This window comes from Arthrobacter pascens, from assembly GCF_030815585.1.
In the GTDB taxonomy this organism is placed as follows: Bacteria; Actinomycetota; Actinomycetes; order Actinomycetales; family Micrococcaceae; genus Arthrobacter; species Arthrobacter pascens_A.
In genome coordinates this window covers 1,850,256-1,867,859 of record NZ_JAUSWY010000001.1, presented here as the reverse complement: position 1 = coordinate 1,867,859, position 17,604 = coordinate 1,850,256, and the positions used below count along the sequence as shown (strand labels likewise).

Annotated in this window: 19 protein-coding genes and 1 tRNA gene; 12 read left to right on the top strand and 8 right to left on the bottom strand. The window is 63.7% G+C overall.

The features are described 5' to 3' along the window. Window positions 1–81: 81 nt before the first annotated feature. Both QFZ30_RS08760 and QFZ30_RS08755 read right to left on the bottom strand, forming a co-directional pair. Entirely contained in the window at window positions 82–1,143 is a 1,062-nt protein-coding gene (locus tag QFZ30_RS08760; RefSeq protein ID WP_307075327.1) for a glutathione S-transferase family protein, read from the bottom strand. Window positions 1,144–1,153: 10 nt separating this feature from the next. Continuing rightward, a complete protein-coding gene (locus tag QFZ30_RS08755; RefSeq protein ID WP_307075325.1) occupies window positions 1,154–1,897 on the bottom strand; it encodes a M50 family metallopeptidase in 744 nt (247 codons plus the stop codon). A gap of 114 nt (window positions 1,898–2,011) precedes the next feature. Here QFZ30_RS08755 and QFZ30_RS08750 point away from each other — a divergent pair, with 114 nt between their 5' ends. Beyond that, on the top strand, window positions 2,012–2,476 hold the full coding sequence (locus QFZ30_RS08750) for a GatB/YqeY domain-containing protein (RefSeq protein WP_307075323.1): 465 nt from the start codon (window positions 2,012–2,014) through the stop codon (window positions 2,474–2,476). 95 nt (window positions 2,477–2,571) lie between these two features. Here the strand turns inward: QFZ30_RS08750 and QFZ30_RS08745 are convergent, their stop codons facing one another. Beyond that, the gene (locus tag QFZ30_RS08745) at window positions 2,572–2,874 is read right to left on the bottom strand and encodes a DUF4193 domain-containing protein (RefSeq protein WP_056339942.1); all 303 of its coding nucleotides are present in this window, start codon (window positions 2,872–2,874) and stop codon (window positions 2,572–2,574) included. 227 nt (window positions 2,875–3,101) lie between these two features. Then, entirely contained in the window at window positions 3,102–3,995 is an 894-nt protein-coding gene (locus tag QFZ30_RS08740; protein WP_307075321.1) for a ribonuclease Z, read from the bottom strand. Between the two features lie 4 nt (window positions 3,996–3,999). On the opposite strand from QFZ30_RS08740, the gene QFZ30_RS08735 reads away from it, so the two are divergent. Together QFZ30_RS08735 and QFZ30_RS08730 are read left to right on the top strand one after the other, a co-directional pair. Next, on the top strand, window positions 4,000–4,206 hold the full coding sequence (locus QFZ30_RS08735) for a hypothetical protein (RefSeq protein WP_307075319.1): 207 nt from the start codon (window positions 4,000–4,002) through the stop codon (window positions 4,204–4,206). After that, window positions 4,203–4,889: an HNH endonuclease family protein gene (locus tag QFZ30_RS08730; protein WP_307075317.1), complete on the top strand. Its 687-nt coding sequence runs from the start codon at window positions 4,203–4,205 to the stop codon at window positions 4,887–4,889. Before QFZ30_RS08735 ends, QFZ30_RS08730 begins: the two co-directional genes overlap by 4 nt. 182 nt (window positions 4,890–5,071) lie before the next feature. On the opposite strand, the gene QFZ30_RS08725 is transcribed toward QFZ30_RS08730, so the two are convergent. Beyond that, window positions 5,072–5,154: transfer RNA gene (locus QFZ30_RS08725), tRNA-Leu, on the bottom strand. A gap of 173 nt (window positions 5,155–5,327) precedes the next feature. Here QFZ30_RS08725 and QFZ30_RS08720 point away from each other — a divergent pair. Together QFZ30_RS08720 and QFZ30_RS08715 are read left to right on the top strand one after the other, a co-directional pair. Next, window positions 5,328–6,632, top strand: coding sequence for a M20/M25/M40 family metallo-hydrolase (locus QFZ30_RS08720; RefSeq protein WP_307075315.1), 1,305 nt, complete (start codon window positions 5,328–5,330; stop codon window positions 6,630–6,632). An 11-nt stretch (window positions 6,633–6,643) separates the two neighbouring features. Further along, window positions 6,644–7,804: an acyl-CoA dehydrogenase family protein gene (locus QFZ30_RS08715; protein WP_307075313.1), complete on the top strand. Its 1,161-nt coding sequence runs from the start codon at window positions 6,644–6,646 to the stop codon at window positions 7,802–7,804. Between the two features lie 33 nt (window positions 7,805–7,837). On the opposite strand, the gene QFZ30_RS08710 is transcribed toward QFZ30_RS08715, so the two are convergent. Further along, window positions 7,838–8,071: a DUF5703 family protein gene (locus tag QFZ30_RS08710; protein ID WP_307075311.1), complete on the bottom strand. Its 234-nt coding sequence runs from the start codon at window positions 8,069–8,071 to the stop codon at window positions 7,838–7,840. A 39-nt stretch (window positions 8,072–8,110) separates the two neighbouring features. On the opposite strand from QFZ30_RS08710, the gene QFZ30_RS08705 reads away from it, so the two are divergent. Further along, complete coding sequence (locus QFZ30_RS08705) at window positions 8,111–8,374, top strand: hypothetical protein (RefSeq protein ID WP_307075309.1); 264 nt, start codon at window positions 8,111–8,113, stop codon at window positions 8,372–8,374. Between the two features lie 49 nt (window positions 8,375–8,423). Here the strand turns inward: QFZ30_RS08705 and QFZ30_RS08700 are convergent, their stop codons facing one another. Beyond that, on the bottom strand, window positions 8,424–9,359 hold the full coding sequence (locus QFZ30_RS08700) for an aldo/keto reductase (protein ID WP_307075307.1): 936 nt from the start codon (window positions 9,357–9,359) through the stop codon (window positions 8,424–8,426). A gap of 50 nt (window positions 9,360–9,409) precedes the next feature. Between QFZ30_RS08700 and QFZ30_RS08695 the strand changes: the two genes are divergently transcribed. Further along, complete coding sequence (locus QFZ30_RS08695; protein WP_307075305.1) at window positions 9,410–10,243, top strand: undecaprenyl-diphosphate phosphatase; 834 nt, start codon at window positions 9,410–9,412, stop codon at window positions 10,241–10,243. A 15-nt stretch (window positions 10,244–10,258) separates the two neighbouring features. Continuing rightward, window positions 10,259–11,536, top strand: coding sequence for a cysteine--1-D-myo-inosityl 2-amino-2-deoxy-alpha-D-glucopyranoside ligase (gene mshC, locus QFZ30_RS08690; RefSeq protein ID WP_307075303.1), 1,278 nt, complete (start codon window positions 10,259–10,261; stop codon window positions 11,534–11,536). A gap of 44 nt (window positions 11,537–11,580) precedes the next feature. On the opposite strand, the gene QFZ30_RS08685 is transcribed toward mshC, so the two are convergent. After that, complete coding sequence (locus QFZ30_RS08685) at window positions 11,581–12,504, bottom strand: PAC2 family protein (RefSeq protein ID WP_307075301.1); 924 nt, start codon at window positions 12,502–12,504, stop codon at window positions 11,581–11,583. 151 nt (window positions 12,505–12,655) lie between these two features. Here QFZ30_RS08685 and QFZ30_RS08680 point away from each other — a divergent pair, with 151 nt between their 5' ends. The 4 genes from QFZ30_RS08680 (at window position 12,656) to arc (ending at window position 17,578) form a co-directional block, all read left to right on the top strand. Then, window positions 12,656–13,405 carry an HAD family hydrolase gene (locus QFZ30_RS08680; RefSeq protein WP_307075299.1) on the top strand — a complete coding sequence of 250 codons (750 nt, stop codon included), beginning with the start codon at window positions 12,656–12,658 and terminating at the stop codon, window positions 13,403–13,405. Beyond that, complete coding sequence (locus tag QFZ30_RS08675; RefSeq protein ID WP_307075297.1) at window positions 13,392–14,564, top strand: site-2 protease family protein; 1,173 nt, start codon at window positions 13,392–13,394, stop codon at window positions 14,562–14,564. Before QFZ30_RS08680 ends, QFZ30_RS08675 begins: the two co-directional genes overlap by 14 nt. Before the next feature lie 115 nt (window positions 14,565–14,679). After that, on the top strand, window positions 14,680–15,744 hold the full coding sequence (locus QFZ30_RS08670) for a tRNA (adenine-N1)-methyltransferase (protein ID WP_307075295.1): 1,065 nt from the start codon (window positions 14,680–14,682) through the stop codon (window positions 15,742–15,744). 82 nt (window positions 15,745–15,826) lie between these two features. Next, a complete protein-coding gene (gene arc, locus QFZ30_RS08665) occupies window positions 15,827–17,578 on the top strand; it encodes a proteasome ATPase (RefSeq protein ID WP_307075293.1) in 1,752 nt (583 codons plus the stop codon). Window positions 17,579–17,604 lie beyond the last annotated feature (26 nt).

Sequence of the window (17,604 nt, the reverse complement as noted above, 5' to 3'; positions counted from 1 at the left end):
ACCCTGCTAGGACAAGGTGGCCATCCTCCTGGCGCTGGGAATGAAGCTAAATCCAAGACCGTAGGCGGGGTCGCTTTCCGATCACGAACCCGCACCGTGGCCGGCCGTAACCTCTTCTCCCGGCCTGACCGGTCCCGGAGGAGTCCCGTCCCCGAACGGCCGCCCGCCCAGTGAGTCCCGGCCATGGGCTTCCAGCCAGCCCGAGAGGTCCGGGCCCTGCGGCACGATCCCGGTGGGATTGATGTCCTCATGGACGATGTAGTAATGCTGCTTGATCTGGACGAAGTCGACGGTGTCGCCAAAGCCGGGGGTCTGGAACAGGTCGCGCGCGTATCCCCACAGCGCAGGCATCTCGCTGAGCTTCTGCCGGTTGCATTTGAAATGGCCGTGGTAGACCGCGTCAAACCTGGCGAGGGTGGTAAACAGCCGCACGTCCGCCTCTGTGATGGTGTCACCCACCAGATACCGCCGGCTGGAGAGGCGTTCCTCAAGCCAGTCCATGGCGGTCCACAGCCGGGTATAGGCGGAGTCATAGGCCTCCTGCGAGCCGGCGAAACCGCAGCGGTAGACGCCGTTGTTGATCTCGGTAAAAACCCGCCTGTTGACGGCGTCGATTTCCGGCCGCAGGTACTCGGGATAGAGCTGCGGCGCGCCGGGCCGGTGGAACTCTGTCCATTCGGTAGCAAAATCCAAAGTGATTTGGGAAAAGTTGTTTGTTACCACCGCCCCGCTGGCAACATCCACGATCGCTGGCACCGTAATACCCCGCGGGTAGTCCGGGAACCGCCTGAAGTAGGCGCTCTGGAGCCGCCGGATGCCAAGCACCGGGTCCACGCCATCCGGGTCCAGATCGAAGGTCCATGACCGTGCATCATGAGTCGGGCCTGGCTGGCCCAGGGAAATGGCATCCTCCAGGCCCAGGAGCCGCCGCACAATGACTGTCCGGCTCGCCCAGGGGCATGCCCGCGCCGCAATCAGCCGGTAGCGGCCGGCTGCGGCACGCCAGCCCTGCTCTCCGTTGGAGCCCGGGGCGCCGTCGCGCGTGATCCGGTCCTCGATGTAATTGGTGTCGCGGTTGAACTCTGCGCCCGTGACATACGCGCCCTGCGTGCTGATGTCTCCGCTGTCCGTGTCCTGGCTCATGCGGTTAAGCCTATGCGCCGGCGACAAGAATTGCGGAGATAGGTTGCCAGGCCACGATCCAGGAACCCGCCACCAGGGCCACGAACAAGCCAATCCAAATGATGGAAGGCACGGACGTGGCACGGTAGAGCAAGTAGGCGTCCGAATTGGCCAGCCGGTCCCTGCGGCGCAGGTGCACTTGGGAGAGTTTGAAGAGGTCCCGTACGGCCGCAACCAACAAGGCGAGTCCCAAAACGATCGCGACGTGGCCCGTGAATGCGTGTGGAACAAACAAGATCAGTGCGGCGCCTCCGGCGACGGAGACGGCCGTGATGAGGAATCCGGCCATATTCCGGATGAACAGGAGCGAGGCCAACAGGACCATGGTTCCGACAGCGAGGGCTGCAGGACCCCATCCGCCAAAGCCGGACGACACCAGCGCCGCGCCTGTCATCGCGGGAACCGGGTAGCCCCAGAAGCCCGACCAGACGGTGGCCAGGCGCCCGCGGCTGTAACTGGTTGTGGTTCCCGAGTGGTCCAGCCTAAGCCGGATCCCTCCCAGTCTCTGGCCGCTCAATACGGCAGCGAAGGCGTGGCCGAGTTCATGGGTGGCGGTGGCGAGCAGGCCGAAGTACTTCCAGGTGGCCCGTGGAATGGACAGCGCAGTCGCCAGAAGAAGCACCAGCGACAGTTCGGGGAGGGAAACATCAGGGATATCGGTCCCGCTGAAGGCTTCAACGATGCGTTGCCACAGTTGCTGGGGGAGGGATGTCATGCCCTGCCCGACGGGGAGTAGTCATTGTCAGCCATAGACCTCTACGGTACTAGAGGGACGGTTCACGACCGACTCCTGCCCCCTTTCGGGGTGCCCTACGAATCGAGGAACATCGTGACCACTTTGAAGGAACGCCTGCACGCCGACGTTGTTGTCCACATGAAAGAGCGGAACAAGACCGCCCTGACAACGGTGCGCAATGTCCTGGGCGAAATCGAAACACGTGAAAAATCGGGCAAGACGCCCATGACGCTGGATGACGCCCAGGTGACATCGCTGCTGCAAAAGGAAGCAGCCAAACGGCGCGATACTGCCCGGATCTACACTGAGGCGGGCGAGCCGGAGCGGGCAGCAGCAGAAATCGCCGAGGCGGAGGTCATTGAGGCCTACTTGCCGAAGGCCCTATCCCGCGACGAAGTCGAGACAATCGTCGATGAGGCCATCGCAGCACTTCAGGCTGAGGGCCAGGAGCTGTCGGTGCGCTCCATCGGCGCTGTGATGAAGCCCGTCACTGCAAAGGTTGCCGGCCGTTTCGACGGCAAGGCCGTCAGCGAGATCGTCAGAAGCCGCCTGATGTAAAACGAAAGGCACGTCCACAGTTACATGGGCGTGCCTCATCGTATCCCGACGGCGTTGGCCGTAGCCGTCGCCGGAAGGCTTCCGGCGGACCGGAATCAGCCTTCGCAGTCGGTGCAGTAGCTGTGTCCGTCTTTCTGCCGTGCAATCTGCGAACGGTGCCGGACCAGGAAGCAGGAGTAGCAGGTGAACTCGTCTTCGGCCTGCGGAATGACCTGGACAACGAGTTCCTCGGCTACGAATTCGCCTCCGGGAACGCCGGCGCCGTCGAGACCGTCTGCCTCATCCAGTTCAAGGACGACGCTGCGGGCGTCCGGCGCATTGGCGGACTGGAGCGCCTCGAGCGAGTTGTCCTGCGACTCCTTGACATCGGAGCGAAGTTCGTCGTAATCGGTTGCCACTTAGGTGTTTCTCTTTTCTTTGGTTCTGTCTGTCGCGTATGCAACGTACAGCATCCAGCTGGTATTCCCCAACAGGCGGGAGTGACCAATTGTAGGGGTGGCACGCCCGGATGGGTGAGTTTGTGACCAAAGACACCTTCCTGCGCCGAGGAAACGGCGGTGCGGGGAAGCAACCAGGGAGGCGGCCTGTACACGGCCAAGCGAAGCTTTCCCTGATCTCCCGATGTCTAGGCCACTGTCCATCGGCGTTTCGGGAAGGGGATTCGATCAAGATCGTTCGCAGCCAGCACTGTGGCCTCACGGGCCTGTGCCTTGGCCTGCTCGGCCAGCAGACTTACCTCTTCGTAGCGTGAGGAGAAGTGGGTCAGGACAAGGGTGGCTACGCCGCCGCCGGCTGCCAGGGCGCCTGCCTGCCCCGCGGTGAGGTGACGGTACTGTTTGGCGAGCTCGGCGTCGTCGTCGCTGAATGTGGACTCCGCGACGAGCAGGTCCGCGCCATCGGCGAGCTCCTCAGCGCCAGGACATGGTGCAGTATCCATGACGAAGGCGAAGCGCTGGCCGCGGCGCGGCATGCTCACATCGGCGAGTCGTACGGCTCCCAGCCTTCCCTCACGTAGCAGGCGCCCGACGTCGGGTCCGGCAATGCCGGCTGTCGCTAGCCGTTCAGGCAGGAAGGTGAAGCCGTCGGCCTCAACCAGCCGGTATCCGAAGGTCTCGATCCGGTGGCGGAGCGGCCGCACCTCCAGGCCGGCCGCCACCATGCAGCTGCCCCCATGGGGGTGCAGGTGCAAATCAAGACCTGGCGAGGCGAGGGAGACGAGCGCCCGGACCACATCTTGGCCGGACGCGGGAAAATGCAGGTGGACAGGGTGCTTTACGCCATCCAGGACCATGCGCGAAAGCACCCCGGGGAGGCCGAAGCAGTGATCTCCATGGACATGGGTAAGGCAAATGCGGGTGACCTGGCTGGCCGAAACGCCTGCCAGAATCATCTGCCGCTGCGTGCCCTCCCCGGGATCAAAGAGCAGGCCCTCACCGTCCCATAACAGCAGATAGCCGTTGTGGTTCCGGGTCCGGGTGGGAACTTGGGAGGCCGTGCCGAGGACGACGAATTGGCGCATGAGAATGAGTCTGGCACGCGTATGCGCCGTCCAGGGCCGCGGAGTGGCGCACGATGCCGGTCAGGCCGGATCTCCCGCGTCGGCCCGGGTTGAACGTCCGCGCATCACAGCGGAGGGTGCCCGTGTGAGCGGCACCATGATCCTGCCTGCCATCGGCATGCCATTGGCGCGGGTAGCTTGGACGGAGCCGCCGCACACACGAAGGGCATGACGATCACACGCTCCGCCGCCACCATGACCCTGACCGCCCTTACAGCCCTCTTTCTCGCTGGCTCTCTTGCCGGCTGTGACGCCGCAGCCCAGGCCGTCCCCGCCGCTCCGGATGCTTCGCGTGAAGCCGCAGCGGCCCTGGCCCAGCTGGAGACCATCCCGGTGAAGGGACGCTCACCCAAGTCCGGCTACACCCGCGAAGAGTTCGGTCCCGCGTGGGCCGACGTCGACCATAACGGCTGCGACACCCGCAATGACATCCTCGCCCGGGACCTGGAGGGTGAGACGTTCAAGCCGGGAACCGAGAACTGCGTCGTCGCCACTGGCACGCTGGCCGACAAATACACCGGCACAACCATCAACTTCGTTCGTGGCAACACCACCAGCTCCGCCGTCCAGATCGACCACGTGATCGCGCTCAGCGATGCCTGGCAGAAAGGCGCCCGGCAGCTCAGCATCGAGCAGCGCAACGAGCTGGCCAATGACCCGCTGAACCTGATGGCTGCAGACGGTCCCACCAATGGCGCCAAGGGCGATAAGGACGCCGCTACGTGGCTTCCGCCGAACAAGGCATTCCGCTGCGAGTACGTTGCCCGCCAGACGGCGGTGAAGGCCAAATATCAGCTCTGGGTCACCCAGGCCGAGCACGATGCCATGGCCCATATTCTGGCGTCCTGCAAGTAAGTTCGCATTCCGCCCCACGGTTGCATCAGCAGGGTCGTAGGTGACGCAGAAGCTACTGCCACGGGTCTCGCGCAGGCGGGCAGACGAGCGACCGGGCAGGCAGTCCGTGGTTTGATCGCTGGTTGCGACCTCAGACGCAAAAAACCCCTGGAATCCAATGGATTCCAGGGGTTTTCCCTTTGTGCGCGGAGGGGGACTTGAACCCCCACCCCCTTTCGAGGACTAGCACCTCAAGCTAGCGCGTCTGCCATTCCGCCACCCGCGCAGGTGGTATTTCGGATAACGTTTCCGCCTTTCAGCGGTTCGCTTTTCTCCGAAGCAGCGAGAAAAACTCTAACACGAACTTTGCGCAAAGATGGAATCGGGGTGAGTGGGTAGGCTGAAGGCAAGCGAGTCCCCCTGGTTCTTAGCAGCCGTCCCCTGCATGAGGAGTAATCAATGTCTGACATCCGCCCCGAGGATGAAGTTGTCCGGATCTGCCAGGAACTCATCCGGATAGACACCTCCAATTATGGTGACGGGTCAGGGCCGGGGGAGAGGGCCGCGGCGGAATATACGGCGGGGCTGATTGAGGAAGTCGGCCTCGACGCCGAGATCTTCGAGTCCGCCCCCGGCCGGGCAAACGTTGTCACCCGGATGGCCGGTGAGGACCCGTCAGCGAGCGCCCTGGTGGTGCACGGCCACCTCGACGTCGTTCCCGCATTGAGGGACCAGTGGTCAGTGGACCCCTTCGGTGCAGAACTCAAGGACGGCCTGATCTGGGGCCGGGGCGCCGTGGACATGAAGGACATGGATGCCATGATCCTCTCGGTCTTGCGGGGCTTCGCACGGACCGGTCGCAAGCCCAAGCGGGACATTGTGTTCGCCTTCTTTGCGGACGAGGAAGCCGGCGGCGAATACGGGGCGCGCTACGCAGCGGACAAGCGTCCCGAGCTCTTCGACGGCGCCACGGAAGCTATCTCGGAAGTGGGCGGGTTCTCGGCCACCATCGGCGGCCAGCGCACCTACCTCCTGCAGACCGCGGAAAAGGGCATTTCCTGGCTCCGCCTGGTGGCGCATGGGCGGGCCGGTCACGGCTCGCAGATCAACACGGACAACGCCGTCACCCGCCTGGCCGGTGCGGTGACACGGATCGGCGAATACAAGTGGCCGATTGAGCTGACCCCCACCACACGCCAGTTCCTGGACGGCGTGACCGAACTCACCGGAGTGGAATTCGACCCCGACAATCCGGACCGGCTCTTGAGCCAACTGGGCACGGTGGCCCGCTTTGTCGGTGCAACCCTGCAGAACACCACCAACCCCACGCTGCTGAAGGGCGGATACAAGCACAACGTCATCCCGGAGTCCGCTGAGGCCCTGGTTGACTGCCGCACGCTCCCCGGCCAGCAGGACCACGTCCTGGAGATTGTGCGTGAACTCGCCGGCTCGGGAGTAGACGTCAGCTATGTGCACAATGATGTCTCCCTGGAAGTCCCCTTCGCCGGCAACCTGGTGGATTCCATGATTGATGCGCTGCATTCGGAGGACCCGGGCGCCAAGGTGCTTCCTTACACGCTCTCCGGCGGCACCGATAACAAATCACTGAGCAGGCTGGGAATCACCGGCTATGGCTTCGCCCCGTTGCAGCTGCCGGACGATCTCGACTTCACCGGGATGTTCCACGGCGTGGATGAACGGGTTCCGGCGGATTCGCTCAAATTTGGGGCCCGGGTACTCAACACCCTGCTGACGAACTATTAAATGGCCGGGAAATGACGCCCGACGACGTGCTGCCTGCGGCGCTGCTGGAGCGTATCCGCGGCCGGGCGGCCGGCTACGACCGCAACAACACCTTTTTCCACGAGGACCTCGAGGAGCTGGCCGCGGCCGGTTACCTCAAGCTTTTTGTTCCGGAGCCCGACGGCGGCCGTGGACTTGGGCTTGAGGCGGCAGCAGACGTCCAGCGGAGGCTGGCAACGGCCGCCCCGGCCACCGCTTTGGCCGTCAACATGCACCTCGTGTGGACCGGCGTCGCATACGTCCTCGCTGCGAGGGGCGATCACTCCCTGGACTTCGTCCTGCAGGAAGCAGCCCGGGGCGAGATCTTTGCCTTTGGCAATTCCGAAGCCGGCAACGACTCCGTCCTCTTTGATTCGCGCACGGTCGCCACGCCACTAGTGGGCGGCGGTTACAGCTTCACGGGAACGAAGATCTTCACGAGCCTTTCCCCTGCTTGGACCAGGCTGGGAATCTTCGGCAAGGACCCGCAGGCGCGTGAGGGCGATGGTGAGCTCGTGCACGGATTCATCACCCGTGGAACCCCCGGTTACACGATCCTGGACGACTGGAATACCTTGGGAATGCGCGCCAGCCAGTCCAATACGACGGTGTTGGAGGCGGTCGAGGTCCCCGGGGACCGGATCTTCCGCAAACTGCCCGTCGGACCAAATGCCGATCCGCTGATTTTCGCCATCTTCGCCTGCTTTGAGACACTCCTGGCTGCCGTGTACACAGGCATCGGCGAGCGGGCCCTCAACCTGGGCGTGGACGCAGTTAAGCGCCGCACTTCGTTCAAGAACGGGGGTCGAAGCTACGCCCTGGACCCTGACATCCGCTGGAAGGTGGCGGAGGCTGCGATGGCCATGGACATTCTCTATCCCCAGCTCTCGGCAGTGACCCACGACGTCGACGCCCTGGCCGATCATGGGTCCCAGTGGTTCCCCAAGCTCGTGGGCCTGAAGGTCAACGCAACCGAGACGGCCCGCCGGGTAGTCGACCTCGCCATCCGTGTGAGCGGCGGCTCAACCTATTTCCAGGGTTCCGAACTCGAACGGCTCTACCGTGATGTACTGGCCGGACTGTTCCATCCGTCCGATGATGAATCTGCGCACAACACGGTAGCCAATGCGTGGCTCGGCCCGCTGGAGGACTGACGGAAACGGGACCGTGTGCGTGACAGTTCGGCACTAGACAGTGCGTTGAACCTGCATGACTCTCCGGCGGAGCCAGAAGCGCCTGCCGCCGCCCACATAAAGCATGCTTCGCTCAAGTTCCCACTTGCCGTACTCGGAATGCTCCACGAGCCGGCGCCTGGCCTCGGGCAGTGAATCCTCGGGACTGACCGTCAGTACGAGGTACTCGTACTGCCTCAAATAGTCCCGTTCCCGCCGGACCGAGCTGGTGAGAAATTGTTCCTTCATTGCTCTCCATTCTCGTCCTTTTCCAGCTAACGTGAAGTCATGAGCATCGATCCGCGTGTCGCGCTTCAGTCCTTGACCGCCGCCTTGGAAGAACACCTTATCGCAGCGTCCAACCGCCGCGGTGATGGGGACCCCGCCGTTGAAGCGGCATTTTTTGCAGTTGCCGATGCCTTCGAAGTCTATGAGGACGCACTCTACGAGGCTTATAACGAAGTGACACCACTCCAGGTCTTTGAGGATGAAGAAGACGAAGAAGAAGACCTCGATGTCGACGACGAGGACCTGGAAATCGTTGAGGACTGACCTGGGCGCAGGCAAGGCCGCACGCTGAGCCAGGCAGTTGCCGCCAGTGTCAGGACGGTTCTGACACGTCCTCAAGTGCCCGGGAAATCTCCGGCGGCAGAGGTGTCAGCTGGGAATCCAGGATCTCCTTGAGCTGCACGGGCGTCCTGGGCCCGACAATGGCCGTAGCCACACCGTGCTGCGAAAGCAGCCAGCTCAGAGACACATCCAGGGGCGTCCGTCCCAAACCTTTGGCAGCCATCGCGACAGCCTCGACTACCCGGGACGGTTTCTGCTCCAGGTACGGCTCCACGTAAGGGGCGAGGACAGCGTGGGCAGCCCTGGACTGAGAAGGTATGTTGCCGCGGTATTTACCGGTGAGGACACCGCGGCCCAGCGGCGCCCACCCCATCAGGCCCAGGCCGGCATCCTCGACAGCGGGAATGAGTTCCTCTTCCGGCCTGCGGTGGAGGAGCGAATATTCAGCCTGGGCAGCCACGAGCGGAAAGCCGGCCACTGCTGCGGCCTTGGCTGTCTGCCACCCGTTGAAGTTTGAGACGCCGGCATACCGTGCCCGCCCGCTCCGCAGAGCGAATTCGAGGGCGGACAGGGTTTCGTCCAACGGGACATTGCCGTCCCAGGCTTGGGCAAACCAGATGTCCACGTAGTCCGTCCCAAGTCTCGCGAGGCTTGCGTCCAGCCCGGAAAGCATCGCGTTGCGTGATGTATCCACCGTCCGCCGGCCGTCCGACGTCGACATTCCTGCTTTAGTGGAGATGGAAACTTCGGTCCGGGAGACGACGTCCCCCAGCAGTGATCCGATCATCGCCTCCGAACGGCCGTCGGCGTATGACGCCGCCGTGTCGATGTGCTTGCCGCCGGAGTTCATGAAGGTGCGCAGCATGTCCGTAGCGTCCTGTTCGTCGGTTTCGCCGGCCCAGGACATAGTGCCGAGGGAGAGGGCGGAGACCCGCAATCCACTGTTGCCGACGTAACGCTGCTGCATAGCAGCAAGCTTACGGGGAATCCTCAGGGTCCATGACGTAGGGTCTTAGCGTGAACTGGTTTGAGGCGGCCCTGCTGGGCCTAGTGCAGGGACTGACCGAATTCTTACCGATTTCATCAAGCGCGCATCTGCGGATCGTGGGGCAATTCCTGCCCAACGCCGCCGATCCCGGTGCCGCCTTTACCGCCATCACGCAGCTGGGCACCGAGACGGCCGTGCTTGTCTACTTTTGGCGTGACATCGTAAGAATCGTCAAAGCCTGGGCCGGTTCGCTAGCGGGCAAAGTCTCCCGGCAGGACCCGGACGTGCGCATGGGGTGGCTGGTAATTCTGGGAAGCCTGCCGATCATTGTGCTGGGCCTCCTGTTCCAGGACCAGATCGAATCGGTACTGCGCAGCCTCTGGATCGTGGCCACCACGCTCATTGTCTTTGGCCTTGTACTCGCCGTGGCCGATGCCGTCGGGAAACAGGAACGGGATCTGACGCGCCTCACCTATAAGCACGGCATCTTCTACGGCCTCGCCCAGGCCATGGCACTCATTCCGGGGGTCTCAAGGTCCGGCGGCACTATTACTGCCGGCCTGCTGATGGGCTACACCCGTGAAGCTGCCGCCCGGTATTCCTTCCTCCTGGCCATACCGGCCGTGTTCGGCAGCGGTCTTTACCAGCTCTACAAGACCATCTCCAAGGAAGGCATCACCGGCCCCTATGGCCTTCCGGAAACGGCGCTGGCCACTGTCATCGCCTTTGTGGTTGGCTACGTGATCATCGGATGGTTCCTGAAATTCATCTCCACGCGCAGCTACCGCCTCTTTGTCTGGTACCGGATTTTCCTGGGACTGGCGGTGTACCTCCTGCTCGGTTTCAATGTCATCAGCGCCTAGCACTAGGCTTGGCCTGTGAAATCCTGGATATCCCGCCCTGTTCCTGAACTGCCTGGCAGCATGCCCGCCATCCGGCTGTTCGATACCGCACTGGGAAGCGAAGTAACGCTTTCGAACGGCGGTGAGCAGTCGATGTACGTCTGCGGGATCACTCCCTATGACGCCACCCACATGGGTCACGCGGCCAGCTATGTGGCCTTTGATCTTCTCAACCGGGCGTGGCGCGACGCGGGCCAGCGCGTTTCCTACATCCAGAACGTCACCGACATCGATGACCCCCTGTTGGAACGCGCCGCTGCCACGGGAGTTGACTGGCGAGAGCTCGCCGCCAGCCAGATTGAGCTCTTCCGGACCGACATGGAGGCCCTGAACGTACTGGCGCCGGACCAGTATATTGGCGCGGTGGAATCCGTTCCCCTGATTGTTCCGGCGGTCGAGCGCCTGGTCAGGCTGGGCCTTGCATACAAGGTGGCGGGTTCCGCGGGGGAGCCGGACGGCGACGTGTACTACGACGTCGAAGCCGCCGGGAAGCACTCGGTCGCCGCTGACGCGTGGACCCTTGGCTCAATCTCGGGCATGGCGGAAACCGAGATGCTGGAACTTTTTGCCGAACGGGGCGGTGATCCCGGGCGGGCCGGCAAAAGGCAGGCCCTGGACCCGCTCCTGTGGCGGGTGGCCCGTGAGGGAGAGCCCAGCTGGCCAGGAGGCGAGCTGGGGGCAGGCAGGCCCGGCTGGCATATTGAATGCACGGTCATCGCGCAGAAATACCTTCCGGCTCCGTTCACCGTCCAGGGCGGCGGCTCAGACCTGATCTTTCCCCACCACGAGATGGGCGCCGGGCACGCGTATTCACTGGCAGGTATCCCGCTCGCCCGGCACTACGCCCACGCAGGAATGGTGGGCCTGGACGGTGAAAAGATGAGCAAATCCAAGGGAAACCTCGTGCTGGTGTCCAAGCTGCGGGCGGCGGGGGAGGACCCTGCGGCCATCCGGCTGGCAATCCTTGAGCACCACTACCGTTCGGACTGGTCCTGGACCGATCCCGGTTTCACCCAGGCGAAGGAACGGTTGGACGCCTGGCGACGTGCTGTGGCCAGCGCGCCGGAGGGATCCGCGGCCGGCCTCATTGCAGAAATGCGCAAAGCCCTGTCCGCCGATTTGAACGCCCCTGCAGCGGTTCACGCCGTGGACCGCTGGGCGGAGGCGGCAAATGCAGCAGCCGGAGCGGGTTGCCGGGAGGACCAGGCTCTGGTCAGCGACGCAATCAACGCCCTCCTGGGCATCGAAGTCTGAGCCGAACCGCGACACCCCAGCCGCCGGGCCTCACGGTTCTCCGCTCAGGGCCTGTCCTGGCCCCGGCGTTTGAGGTAGCGCTCAAACTCGCGGGCGATGGATTCTCCGCTGGCTTCCGGAAGGTCGGCTGTGTCTTTCGCCTCTTCGAGCTGCCGCACGTATGCAGCGATTTCCGGGTCCTCGGTGGCAAGCTCATCCACCCCGCGTTCCCAGGCGTCTGCCTCTTCCGCCAGTTCGTGCGTGTCCAGCGGAACCTGCAGCAATTCCTCGATCCGGTGCAACAGGGCCAGCTGCGCCTTGGGCGACGGCGCCTGGGCCACGTAGTGCGGAACGGCGGCCCACAAAGAGACGGTGGGAATGCCGGCGAGCAGCGACACCTCGGACAGGACGCCCACAATGCCCACCGGTCCCTCATACTGCGACGCTTCCAGGTTCAGACGCTCCCGGAGCGGGCCGTCGTCCGAGGACGTGCTGACCGGGATCGGCCGGCTGTGCGGGACATCGGCCAGCAGCGCACCGACCAGCACCACGTAGTCCACCCTCAGCGCTTCCGCGTGGACCAGCAGCTCCGCGGTGTAGGCGCGCCACTTATAGGACGGTTCCGTGCCCTGCACAAAGATGACATCCACATTGGAATTGGGCGCACTCGCCTTGTAGATCCGTGTGGAAGGCCACTTGATTTTGCGTTCGCCCGCCGCGTTCCGCTGCACCGTGGGACGTGTGAACTGGAAGTCGTAGTACTCGTCTGCGTCGATGGACGCGACCTTCTTGCCGCCCCAGAGCTTGTTGAGGTAGCGCAGCGAATCGCTGGCAGCCTCGCCGGCGTCGTTCCAGCCCTCAAAGGCGGCCAGCATCACAGTGACGCGCTCTCCTTCGGCCACTGGCTGCAGGAACCGCTCCGGCTCGGGCGCGTCAGTCGGTTCGGGCGCGGCACCCGGTTCGGTGGTGTCTCCATCGAAGCTATTCATCCCTTCACCCTACGTCCAAGAACCTCCATGACGCATCGATTGAAGCGTCCAAAAGTCAATGATGCGGCGGGCTGGTGGCGTGAGGACGGCGGATATTCGCCAAGGGCGTACCGCGCAGCGGGCGTTCAGGGTGTCACCGTAGACTGAAACCATGCAATCGCCAGCCGCCGTTTCCCCGCTCAGAGCCGTTCTTTGGGATATGGATGGCACCATCGTGGACACCGAGCCGTACTGGATCGCAGCTGAACACGCACTCGTCGAGGCCCATGGCGGAACCTGGTCCCATCAGCAGGCCATGCAGCTCGTGGGGCAGTCGCTGACGTTTTCCGCCGGCATCCTTCAGGAAGCGGGTGTGGAATTGGAGATCCGGCAGATCGTCGACTCCCTGACCGCGGAGGTGATCAGCCGGGTCCGGCGGAGCGTGCCCTGGCGGCCGGGCGCCCGGGAACTTCTGGATGACCTCCACCATGCCGGCGTCCGCTGTGCACTGGTCACCATGTCCGAAGGACCACTGGCGCGTGAAGTAGTCGCGAACCTTCCCCGGCCCTACTTCGAGTTTCTCGTGACCGGGGACACCGTCACCCAGGGAAAGCCGCATCCGGAAGCGTACCTGACGGCCGTTGAGCTGCTGCGGCAGGCGGACCCCGAGCTGACCATTGATCATTGCGTAGCACTGGAGGACTCGGCGCCAGGCGTGGCCGCAGCCGTTGCCTCCGGCGTTGCGACGGTGGCCATCCCGCACATTGTGCCGCTTCCCGATGATCCGCGGCACACCACGTGGGATTCATTGAAGGGGCGCACAGTGGCCGAGCTGCAAATGATCGCTGGACGCCGGGGCGTTGGGGCTGCAGGCATCTCCACGCCGGAGGCACCCGCTACGAGGAGCATTGCAGTTGACTGAGACTCACGCACCCGCCCGCCGTGAAGGTATTCCGCTTGGCAGGATCGCAGGCATCCCGGTTATCCTGGCCTACTCATGGTTCGTCATCGCCGCTTTCACGGTGATCGTCTACGGTCCCGCGCTCCTGGAAAGGAACCCGGCGCTCGGTTTCGCCGCCTACACCGTGGCCTTTGCGTATGCCGTACTGCTCCTGATCTCGGTGCTGGTCCACGAGCTGGCACATGCCCTGACCGCCAAGGTCTACGGCTGGCCAACCCAGAAGATCGTCCTCAACCTCTGGGGCGGCCACACACAGTTCGAGAACTTCACTGCAACCCCCGGACGGTCCGTCCTGGTTGCACTCGCGGGACCTGCCGCCAACTTCGTGCTCGCCGGCGGAGCCTGGCTTGTGCTCACCTCCGCCAGTATGGCCAGCGTGGCGGAGATCCTCACCAATATCTTCATGTGGGCCAACCTGCTGATCGGGATCTTCAACGTACTTCCCGGGCTGCCCCTGGACGGCGGACGGCTCGTTGAGTCGGCCGTCTGGAAGGCCACCGGCAGCCAAGCCAAGGGCACGGTCGCCGGTGGCTGGGCCGGACGCATCATCGTTGTGGCTCTGGTCTTCTGGTTTGTTGTCCGGCCGCTGCTGGTCGGCGATCGGCCGGACTTGAGCATTCTGATGATCACCGTCCTCGTCTGCGGATTCCTCTGGATGGGGGCGTCAGCCGCCATCCAGCAAGGAACGCTGCGCGGAAGGCTTCACCTGGTTAGCGCTGCCGCACTGGCAGTGCCCGCCGTCGGGGTTCCGGCCACCGCAACGGTGGCGGACATTCTGCGACTGTCACCGGCAGGAACACCGGCGGTCGTTGTGTGCGGGGCGGAAGGACGCCCGCAAGGCGTGGTGGACGCCGCTGTTGTCTCGGAGGTTCCCGCGGCCGCAGCCGGGTCCACGCCCGCAACGGCCGTGTCCTATGCGCTGGGCGCCGGCGCCTACGTGCCTGAGTGGTCCAAAGGGCAGGAGCTTATCCAGTACCTCGCCCAGCTGGAAGGCCAGGAATATGCCGTGGTGGACCATCGTGGGACAGTGACGGGCCTGCTGGGGCAAAAGGCGGTGCTGGCGGCCATCACCGGCAAGGGTGCCCGGTCCAATGGGCATCCGCAGGACCAAAACCGGTAGAGTTACCTGCCGGTCGTGCATTGCCGCCGCACGGTTGCCGAAGAGGCCCCTTTGTGCCAGACCGGACTGACTTTCCAGTGCGCGGCCCCACAGTTTTACAGGAGCGAGGAAAATCATGAGCAGCGAAACTGCCGCCAACGAAGCCACAGCAGCAACCCAAGCCGGTGTTGCCGCCAGCGGGTTGCAGCCGGTGGGGGCTGCCCGGCGCCGGGGACCCTTCCGCGAGGGGGAGCGTGTCCAGTTGACCGACGAACGCGGCCGCATGAACACCATCACGCTGGAGGTCGGCGGCGCCTTCCACACGCACCGCGGTTTCCTGAACCACGACGAGATTATCGGCAAGGTTGACGGCTCCGTTGTAGTGAACAACGTTGGCCAGCAGTACCAGACCCTGCGTCCACTGCTCTCCGATTTTGTCCTGTCCATGCCCCGTGGCGCTGCCGTTGTCTATCCGAAGGACGCCGGCCAGATTGTCACCATGGCGGACATCTTCCCCGGAGCCAGGGTGGTCGAGGCCGGCGTGGGCTCGGGAGCGCTGTCCATCTCGTTGCTCCGCGCCGTCGGCGACAACGGCTACCTGCACTCCTTTGAACGCCGCGAGGAATTCGCGGACATCGCCCGCGGCAACGTGGAGACGATCTTTGGCGGCCATCACCCGGCCTGGAGAATCACCTTGGGAGATTTCCAGGACGAAGTCGTGCGCAGCGAGGCGCCCGGATCGGTTGACCGCGTGGTGCTGGACATGCTCGCCCCGTGGGAGTGCCTCGATGCCGTCGCCACGGTCCTGGCGCCCGGCGGCGTCTGGATCAACTACGTAGCCACCGTCACCCAGCTTTCCCGCACCGCTGAGGCCATCCGCGCCGATGGCCGGTTCACGGAGCCCGACGCATGGGAATCCATGGTTCGCGGCTGGCACCTGGAAGGACTGGCCGTCCGCCCGGATCACCGTATGGTGGCGCACACAGGTTTCCTGCTGGTCACCCGCCGCCTGGCCGACGGCGTCACCGGCATCTCGGTCAAACGGCGCCCTTCGAAAACCGGTTTCAACGAAGAAGACGTCAACGCCTGGACGCCCGGCGCAGTCGGCGAGCGGCTGGTTTCGGACAAGAAACTCCGGCGCGCTGCACGGGACGCCATTGCCGGCACCAACGTCAAGGATGAGCCGGAGATCACGAACTAGTCCATATTTCGGGAGTCTTCAGCGCTACCTGCCAACTTGGGGCTAAGGTCTTAAGAGAAGCGCAGGAAGGGGCTGATGCATCATGGAGACGCCGAACCAGGACTCCGGACGCACACCGGCAGAGCAGTCTGCCGCCAACGATCTGTCCATTGCGGACCGGCAGGTAAACATACTCCGGGACAAGCTCAGGCACATTGACCGCCAACTGGCAGCCGCAACGCAGAACAACGCCAAGCTGGTCAGCATGCTGGAAACCGCGAAAGCCGAGATCCTTCGGCTGAAGAACGCGCTGGACCAGGAGGGGCAGCCGCCCTACAGCTTCGGAACGGTGCTGCAGCTCAATCCGAAGCGCCAGCCGTCACCCGGCAGCAGCGGGCAGGCGGCCACAGAAGAGTCCGTGGACATCTTCAACGCTGGCCGGAAAATGCGCGTGGGGATCAGCCCCCTGGTCAACATGAACCAGTTGGCCGTGGGCCAGGAAGTACTGCTGAACGAGGCACTGCTGGTTGTTGCCGGACTCGGGTATGAGCGTGCAGGCGAGCTCGCCACGCTCAAGGAAATGCTCGGGCCCGACCGTGCGCTGGTGGTGGGACGCGCCGACGAAGAGCGCGTGATCCGGCTCTCCGGAGCCCTTCTCACCGAGAAACTCAGGGTGGGGGACGCCCTGTCCATCGACTCGCGCACAGGCTATGCCTTGGAGAAGGTTCCCCGGTCCGAGGTGGAGAACCTGGTCCTCGAGGAAGTCCCTGATATCACCTATGAGGACATCGGCGGCCTCGGACCGCAGATCGAACAGATCCGCGATGCCGTTGAACTGCCGTTCCTGCATCCGGATCTTTACCGTGAGCACGGCCTCAAGGCACCCAAGGGCATCCTGCTGTACGGCCCGCCCGGCTGCGGTAAGACCCTGATCGCCAAGGCGGTGGCCAACTCACTGGCGGCCCGTGCGGCGGAACGGACGGGCAATGTCGACCTTAAGAGCTACTTCCTGAACATCAAGGGACCTGAACTGCTGGACAAGTATGTCGGCGAGACAGAACGCCACATCCGGCTGATCTTCTCCCGCGCACGGGAGAAGGCCTCGGACGGCAGCCCCGTAGTGGTGTTTTTCGACGAAATGGACTCACTTTTCCGTACCCGCGGAACGGGCATTTCCTCCGACGTCGAAACCACCATCGTGCCCCAGCTGCTAAGCGAGATCGACGGCGTGGAGAGGCTGGACAACGTGATTGTGATCGGTGCGTCCAACCGCGAGGACATGATTGATCCCGCGATCCTCCGCCCGGGCCGACTGGATGTCAAAGTCAAGATCCAGCGCCCGGATGCCGAGGCAGCGGCGGATATCTTTAACAAGTACATCACCACGGACCTGCCGTTCCACGAGTCTGACCTCGCTGAGCATGAAGGAGATGTCCAGGCCACGGTGGATGCCATGGTCCAGCGCACGGTGGAGGCCATGTACTCCACCGAGAAGTCCAACGAGTATCTGGAAGTCACGTACGCCAACGGCGACACGGAGATGCTCTACTTCAAGGACTTCAACTCCGGAGCCGTGGTGCAGAACGTTGTGGACCGGGCCAAGAAGTACGCCATCAAGGACCTCCTGACCCTGCATCAGAAGGGCCTGCGGATCGAGCACCTGCTCCGCGCCGTCGTGGACGAATTCCGCGAACACGAGGATATGCCGAACACCACAAACCCGGATGACTGGGCCCGCATCTCCGGCAAGAAGGGCGAGCGGATCACCTACATCCGGACCATCGTCCAGGGCAAGGCCGGCCAGGAGCCCGGGAAGTCCATCGAAACGATGCCGAACACGGGGCAGTACCTGTGACGGCTGCACCGGAACCCGTCGTCGGG